The 6950-nt window shown below is 41.1% G+C and carries 3 protein-coding genes and 1 pseudogene; all 4 read left to right on the forward strand.

The window, feature by feature from the left end; translation table 11 throughout:
- Positions 1–14: 14 nt before the first annotated feature.
- The gene (gene serS, locus KPY62_RS12225) at positions 15–1301 is read left to right on the forward strand and encodes a serine--tRNA ligase (RefSeq protein ID WP_216582606.1); all 1287 of its coding nucleotides are present in this window, start codon (positions 15–17) and stop codon (positions 1299–1301) included.
- Between the two features lie 484 nt (positions 1302–1785).
- Positions 1786–2154 (forward strand): SDR family NAD(P)-dependent oxidoreductase, encoded by a 369-nt coding sequence (locus KPY62_RS12230; RefSeq protein ID WP_216582607.1) that lies wholly within the window; start codon positions 1786–1788, stop codon positions 2152–2154.
- Between the two features lie 330 nt (positions 2155–2484).
- A complete protein-coding gene (gene tkt / locus KPY62_RS12235; RefSeq protein ID WP_216582609.1) occupies positions 2485–4482 on the forward strand; it encodes a transketolase in 1998 nt (665 codons plus the stop codon).
- Between the two features lie 406 nt (positions 4483–4888).
- Positions 4889–6950 (forward strand): annotated as a pseudogene (locus KPY62_RS12240) (hypothetical protein); the annotation flags it as partial.

Raw genomic sequence — 6950 nt, forward strand, 5'->3', positions numbered from 1 at the left:
TACAGGCCATTATTATGATCGATCCAAAACTCTTACGCGGTGATTTACTTGATTTACAGCAGCAACTGGCCACTCGTGGCTATACCCTAGATATGGAATTTTGGCAATCTATAGAGAGCGAACGCAAGTCTCTACAAGTGCAAACCGAAGAGCTGCAATCACGTCGTAATGCCGGTGCTAAACAAGTCGGCATGCTAAAAAAGACGGGTGAAGATGCCAGTGAACTGCTAGCTGAGATGCAAAGTGTCAGTGGAGAGATTAAAAACGCAGAAGACACTCTACGTAGCTTACAAGAGCGTATTACCCAAGCGGCGTTGCAAATACCGAATCTACCAGCAGCAGATGTACCCGTTGGCACTTCAGAAGATGACAATGTAGAAGTGCGTAGATGGGGTACTCCCCGCGAATTTGATTTTGAGATTCAAGACCATAGCTATCTTGGTGAGTCGCTAGGCATGCTAGACTTTGAAGCTGCTGCGAAGCTAACTGGTAGCCGTTTTAATGTGCTAAAAGGTCAGTTGGCACAGATGCACCGTGCCCTTATTCAGTTCATGCTCAACACCCATACTATGAAGTATGGCTATACTGAAACTTATGTCCCTTACATTGTCAATTCAGAGAGCCTAAAAGGCACAGGCCAACTACCAAAATTCGAAGATGATCTGTTTAAATTGACTAACCATACCAATAATGAAGGCACGGATTTTTATCTAATTCCGACTGCTGAAGTACCGATGACTAATTTAGTACGTGGCGAGCGTTTAGATATCAAAGAGCTACCCTTGAAGTTCACCGCTCATACCCCCTGCTTTCGTAGTGAAGCCGGCTCGCATGGTCGTGATACTCGTGGCCTGATTCGTCAGCATCAATTTGAAAAAGTTGAGATGGTTAATATTGCTACAGCCGAACAGTCTGATGCGCTGCTAGAGGCGATGACGGGACAAGCTGAATTTATCTTACAGCAGCTTAATCTACCTTATCGTACCGTGCACTTATGCACAGGTGATATGGGCTTTGCCGCGCAAAGAACTTATGACATCGAAGTATGGCTACCGAGCCAAGAAACTTATCGTGAAATCTCTAGCTGCTCAAATTGTGGGGATTTCCAAGCGCGACGTATGGGTACGCGAGTCAAAGATGGCAAGAACACGCAACTGGCGCACACTTTAAATGGCTCAGGTCTAGCGGTTGGTCGTACTTTACTGGCGGTCATGGAAAACCATCAAAACGCTGATGGAAGTATTACTATTCCTGAAGTGTTACGTGCGTTTATGGGTGGCGCTGAGAGCATTCCAGCTTAATAAGCTACATCATAATGTTTTGAGTGTTATAAGAGTTTGAATGTAATAAGAGGCCAACTATTGAGCACTAGAGCTTAATAGTTGGCTTTTTATTATCTACGCTAATTGAAGCAAACTGTTAAGAATAGTTATCAGATCCAAATGCGGTGGTCATAGCCGATATAACTCATCTGTCGTATTTATCGAGCATTTAGCGGTTGCATAAGACGCAAAATACAAATGAGTCTGGCTAAACCTTACTAAGACTCATTAGATCGGGCTAACCTTACTGATCTAACCCCTCACCTCAGAGTGAGGTTAATGGTAATAACTCCATTAACAGGCCGTGGTCGGTGATTGTCAGCTACCCATCTTGCATCTACAATAAAAATTTACTTACAAAGGTAGATAGCATGGTGTTCAGCTAGGCGTCTCATTCACTATAGAAACAACTTGCCATCTGATATTTATTTCAATCTAAAGTCTATCTACAATAGGTATTTCAATGGAAAGGCTAGAGTCACACCGCGCATTATTTTGTAAAGGCTACGGTCGCATTATCAATATGGCGTCATTAGCGGGTCAAAACGGCGGTGCAGCAGCTAGTGTGTATTATGCTTCCAGCAAAGGCGGTATTCTGACTATTACAAAGGTATTCGCTAGTAATTTGGCAGCCAATGGCGTTACCGTTAATGCGGTCGCTCTAGGCTCTATAGATTTACCGATTGTATATGAGCTAGTTGCGCCGGAAAAACTACAGCATTTATTACAACAGGTTATCCCCGTAAAAGCTTTAGGTAGTCCTAGCTTTATTGGCAATGTTGTCGCCCAGTTATTGCAACGTGATGCCTTTGGGGTGACAGGGGCTACGTGAGATATAAATGGCGGCCTATTTATGCGCTAAGGACGATTTATTTCAATCAGATTTATTACTAGTCAGGCGAGGGAGATTTAGCTTTTAAGCAGGCTCCTATCGTGGTTACTTATTATCAATACTAATTGAACAGAACTTATATGAATTATTGTTAAATACAAACGCTATTGTCACGCCATTTTTTAGTGTGGATTGCGCCAAATATGTTAACATTGCATTCTGATTTTACAGTCTATAACTTAGGGCGCACTTGGCGTCCTTATGTTATTCTGCTTTGAGTAAACTCTCCTCTTATCTTCAATACTTCTTATCCGAATATTAGGACACTCTATGCCAGCTCCAATTAGCGAACGTAAATTAGCCAATGCCATCCGTGTACTGTCATTCGATGCGGTTCAAAAAGCCAATTCAGGCCATCCGGGCGCACCGATGGGTATGGCCGATATTGCTGAAGTATTGTGGCGCAAGTTTTTACAGCATAATCCAGCAGACCCTAGCTGGCATAACCGTGACCGCTTTGTATTGTCGAATGGTCATGGCTCAATGCTCATCTACTCATTGCTGCATTTATCAGGCTATGATGTCAGTGTCGAAGATCTAAAAGGTTTCCGTCAGCTGCATTCAAAGACTCCTGGCCATCCTGAACTTGGCTACACTCCAGGTATCGAAACCACTACTGGTCCATTAGGCCAAGGTATCGCTAATGCGGTTGGTTTTGCTATCGCAGAAAAAACCTTAGCGGCGCAGTTCAACCGTGATGGTCATAATATCGTTGATCATCGCACTTATGCGTTCTTAGGCGACGGCTGTTTGATGGAAGGCATTAGCCATGAAGTCTGTTCTTTGGCGGGCACTTTAGAGCTGGGTAAATTAGTATTCTTCTATGATGACAACGGCATCTCTATCGATGGCGAAGTTGATGGCTGGTTCACTGATGACACCCAAGCACGTTTTGAAGCTTATGGCTGGCAAGTTATCAAGGTCGATGGTCATGATACTGATGCTATTACCCAAGCTACAGAAGCGGCAATCAAAGAGACTGTTAAGCCTAGTCTGATCATCTGTAAAACCACTATTGGCGCTGGTAGCCCGAATAAACAAGGCTCAGCTTCTAGCCATGGTGCACCACTAGGTGATGATGAAATCGCTTTAACTCGTGATGCTTTGTCATGGAAACATGCGCCGTTTGAGTTAGATGATGAGATCTATCAAGCGTGGGATGCCAAACCAAAAGGTGATGTCCTACAAAAGAACTGGGAAGCGGACTTCCTAAATTACACCAAAGCTTATCCTGAATTGGCCAGCGAGCTATTACGTCGCTTGAATGGCGATCTGCCTGCTGACTTTGAAGCCCAAGCGCAGGATTATATTCAGCAAACCCAACAGCAAGGCGGTGATGTTGCCAGTCGTAAAGCCAGTCAAAATGCGATCAATATTTTGCAGCCCTTATTACCAGAGTTGATGGGCGGTTCAGCAGATCTTGCTGGCTCGAACTTAACTTTGTTCAAAGGCGCTAAAGGTATTCAAGACGATGCTGCTGGCAACTATATCTATTATGGTGTACGTGAGTTCGGTATGACCGCTATCGCTAACGGTATCGCCTTGCATGGTGGCTTTATCCCTTACGTGGCAACCTTCCTCATGTTCATGGAATACGCGCGTAACGCGGTGCGTATGGGCGCATTGATGAAGCAGCGTATCATCCATGTCTATACTCATGATTCGATCGGTCTTGGTGAAGATGGCCCGACCCATCAGCCAGTAGAGCAATTGACTAGCTTACGCACTACGCCAAATCTACGTACATGGCGTCCTTGTGATGCAACGGAATCTGCTAGTGCTTGGGTAGAAGCGATTAAGTCTGTACATAATCCATCAGCGCTTATCTTCAGCCGTCAAAGCTTGCCGCATCAAGCACGTGATGAGAGCCAAGTCGCTAATATTACTAAAGGTGGCTATGTACTAGCTAAAGAGAAAGGCGAGCTGCAAGCAATCATTATCGCTACTGGTTCAGAAGTTGGTCTTGCGATGCAAGCCTATGAGACTTTAAGTGCTGATGGTGTTGGTGTGCGGGTAGTTTCTATGCCTTGTGCTGAGATCTTCGTAGAGCAAGACGGCGATTACCGCGAGTCAGTACTGCCAAGTAACATCCGCGCCCGTGTCGCTGTAGAAGCGGCGCATGTGGACTACTGGTATAAGTTTGTGGGTCTTGATGGTAAAGTCATCGGCATGACGACTTATGGCGAGTCAGCGCCAGCTGAAGACTTGTATAAAGAGTTTGGAATTACAGCGGATGCTGTGGTTGAGGCTGTGCAGAGTTTGGTTTAGAAAGGTTCGTAGGCTGCGGCTTTAGCCCAGCACTTAGCTATGATTCATAGTTGAGTTAATTATATCGCACGAAAAAGAGCTGCTAGATTATTCTAGTGGCTCTTTTTTTAGTTTTGGTGTGTTGGTTTTGGAGCTAATCCTGCTTTCCGCTCATATCTGCTTCGTCAATGGCGTGCGAACTACCGTGTCTGAATGCGTTCCATCATTCGAGCGACCACCTCCAGCCACAGTCCGCAACGCCATTGTCATCAGCAGGATAAACGCTGCAATCAGGGCTAAAACGCTTTCCAGAGCTACCATTAATATCTTAGTCAAATTTGGTTATAGCATGAAATGTAGTGTAAGATTTATCTATAGAAATTATAAATAATAATAAAACGAATGTTTTATATTGAAGGAAAAACTGATGTTAGTTAAGCCTGATTGGGACGTGTTTAAAGCTAAATTCCATAGTAATCCTCAAGATTACTTCGAGTGGTTTAGCTATTTACTATTCTGTAGAGAGTTTGACTTGGAAAAGGGTTGGCATGGATATAAAGATCAACCAGCGGTTGAAAAAGAACCGATTGAAAGAGGTGAAGAGGTTATAAGCTTTCAAGCTAAATTTTATCAAGGTGAATTGAGTCAGAAAAAGACAGCGCTAACTAAAATGCTTAGAGATGCTAAGCGTCATTATCCTGAACTAACTAAAATAATATTTTATACGAATCAGACATGGACTTTAAACTATCCTGAAAAAGTCAAAAGTGTTACTCAAACTGAAAAGGATATTGAAGCTTTAGCATTGAGTTTAAACATAGAGATTGATTGGCGTACTAATGAATCTTTTTTTCACTCACCTTTTGTATGTGTAACTAATAATGACTTAGCTAGATATTTTTTTGATGATAACGATTATAAAGGTTGGAAACGATTTGGTGACTGGTCAAGTAAAAGTACTGATGTAGCAGCAGAGTATTACATAGATGAAGATGTCAAAATAATCTCACCAAATCACAATAATCTGAAGTCAATAACTATAGTCGAAGGCTTAAATGAGATTAGAGTCAAATTAGCTCAGCCAAATTCATCTATCCGCTTGGTAGGCTTATCTGGGGTCGGTAAGACTCGCTTTGCTCAAGCTTTATTTGATAAGCGAATAAGTGAGGGTGCACTTGATATTAGAAACGTCTGGTATTGTGACTTAGGCGACTCACCTAATCCAAATCCGCAACATTTTATTGAACAGATGATTGAAGAAGATAAGCCTACTATTGTTATCGTAGATAATTGTGGTCAAGAGTTACATTCATCTTTAACTAAGTCTGTAAAAGATAGTGAAAAAATATCGCTATTAACAATTGAATATGATGTGAACGATGGCTTACCTGAAGAAACCAGTATTTATAGAATGCAACCGACAACAACCGAGCTTCTTAAGAAGGTCCTAGAAAGACATTATCCTGAACTAGAAAGTATTAATATTAATAAAATTGCTGATTTTTCAGGAGGTAATTATCGATTGGCGTTAGCAATAGCTTCAAATATTGATAAGTCGGACAATTTATCTATTTTGACAGATGATGATCTATTCAAAAGTTTATTTTATCAAAAAGGAGAGCTAAACGAAGAAGCACAAAATATCGGACAGATATTTTCATTAGTTTTCTCATTTAATGTTGAAGATGGCAATGAAACAGCGTCGGAGATAAATATCCTATCACAGCTAGCAGACGTCACACCAAGAAAAGCTTACCGATTAATAGAAAAATTAAATGGCAAAGATATTGTTCAAAAACGTGGTGATTTTCGAGCTATTTTACCTCATGCTTTAGCTAATAACTTAGCAAAGCAAGCGATATCAGGCCTTTCAAATTCAGAGCTTAATCAGTTATTAACAGATACACCCGAAAGGTTTCAAACATCGTTTTTGAAACGCCTCAGTTATTTGCATGACAATGATAAAGTCAAAAGTCTTGTTAAGGGCTGGCTAGCACCTGAGGGTTACTTTGGCTCAAAAATATTAGATGAGCAATTAACAGAAACAGATTTAAGGAACATCTCTTTACTTGCTTCAATATGCCCAGATGAATTACTCGACATATTAAAATCAAGACATGAGAAAGACAGTAGTTTTCTATCAACTTCAAATCCGAATAGTTATAGTTTAGCTAATTTACTGCGCAATTTAGCTTATTTTGATGAAAACTTTGAAAAAGCTTTCTGGCTATTATTTGAAATTATAAAAACTGATGAAAATAACGACTCCAAAGATAACTCACTGAAAGAGCTATTTAGTTCTCTGTTTCATTATCATTTATCTCAGACGGAAGCATCTTTTGCTACTAAAAAACGAATAGTTGAGAAGTTATTTAATGATGAGGATTATCATAAATATATATTAGATATTATCGATAATGGGCTAGGCTCAGACATTCGTACAATCTTTATTTATGGTGATGAAAATGGCCTGATTCAAACTTATAGTT

This window comes from Psychrobacter sp. TAE2020, assembly GCF_018919485.1.
Classification (GTDB): Bacteria; Pseudomonadota; Gammaproteobacteria; order Pseudomonadales; family Moraxellaceae; genus Psychrobacter.